We start from the raw sequence: 1,226 nt of genomic DNA on the forward strand, positions 1-1,226 counted from the left end.
TCCACCCGCGCGCGATCGGCCACAAGGTGACGGTGCGGGTCGACACCCAGACCGTGTCCGCCACCTGCAACGGCACACAGGTGGCCTGGCACCCGCGCTGCTGGGCCCGCCACCAGACCCTCACCGACCCCGCACACGCCGAGGCCGCCCGCCTGCTGCGCGGCGAGTTCCTACACGCCAGAGCCACCGCCCAAGCACATACGGCACCGGCCGAAGTGGAGGTCGAGCAACGCGCGCTGGCCAGCTACGACCGCATGTTCACCGTCATCGACGGCGGCGCCGAGAGCGACGGCGCCGGCCACGACGGGGCGGAGGCGTCCTGATGCCGTCCACCACCGCAGCCAAGGCCACCACCAGCACCACGGCCGGCCGCCGCACCGGCGAGCAGACAGCCTCCGACCTGGCCTTCTACTCCCGGGCCATGAAGGCCCCGGCGCTGCTGGACGCCGCCGAACGCCTCGCCGAACGCGCCCGGACCGAAGCATGGACCCACACCGAGTACCTGGTGGCCTGCCTGCAGCGGGAAGTCGCCGCCCGCGAGTCGCACGGCGGCGAAGCCCGTATCCGCTCCGCCCGCTTCCCCGCGCTCAAGACGATCGAGGAGCTGGATGTCACCCATCTGCGCGGCATGACGCGCCAACAACTCGCACATCTGGGAACATTGGACTTCATCACCGGCAAGGAGAACGCGATTTTCCTCGGGCCGCCGGGCACGGGCAAGACGCACCTGGCCATCGGGCTCGCGGTCCGCGCCTGCCAGGCCGGCCACCGCGTCGCGTTCGCGACCGCCGCCGAGTGGGTCGACCGCCTCGCCGCCGCCCACCACACCGGCCGCCTCCAGAACGAGCTGATCAAGCTCTCCCGCTACCCACTGATCGTCGTGGACGAGGTCGGCTACATCCCCTTCGAGGCCGAGGCCGCGAACCTCTTCTTCCAGCTCATCTCAAACCGATACGAACGCGCGTCCGTGATCGTCACGAGCAACAAGCCCTTCGGGCGCTGGGGCGAGGTCTTCGGCGACGAGACCGTCGCCGCCGCCATGATCGACCGCCTCGTCCACCACGCCGAGGTCCACTCCCTCAAAGGCGACTCCTACCGGATGAAAGGCCGCAGCCTCGGCCGCGTCCCCACCGCCGCGACCGAAACCGACTGACCGACAGCAACCAACGACACGGGGGTCACGTTTCAACCGCCCAAAATGGGTCAAATTTCAGCCGCCCCCGACA

Annotated in this window: 1 protein-coding gene and 1 pseudogene; both read left to right on the forward strand. The window is 69.9% G+C overall.

All coding sequences use genetic code 11. The annotated features are described in order from the left end of the window. Window positions 1-323, forward strand: a pseudogene (locus AB0J04_RS46215) (hypothetical protein); the annotation flags it as partial. Continuing rightward, window positions 323-1,153, forward strand: a complete 831-nt coding sequence (istB, locus tag AB0J04_RS46220) for an IS21-like element helper ATPase IstB (RefSeq protein ID WP_363174746.1) — start codon at window positions 323-325, stop codon at window positions 1,151-1,153. The pseudogene AB0J04_RS46215 and the gene istB, both read left to right, overlap by 1 nt. The last annotated feature ends 73 nt before the right edge of the window (window positions 1,154-1,226 follow it).

Source organism: Streptomyces sp. NPDC050263 (genome assembly GCF_040655955.1).
In the GTDB taxonomy this organism is placed as follows: Bacteria; Actinomycetota; Actinomycetes; order Streptomycetales; family Streptomycetaceae; genus Streptomyces.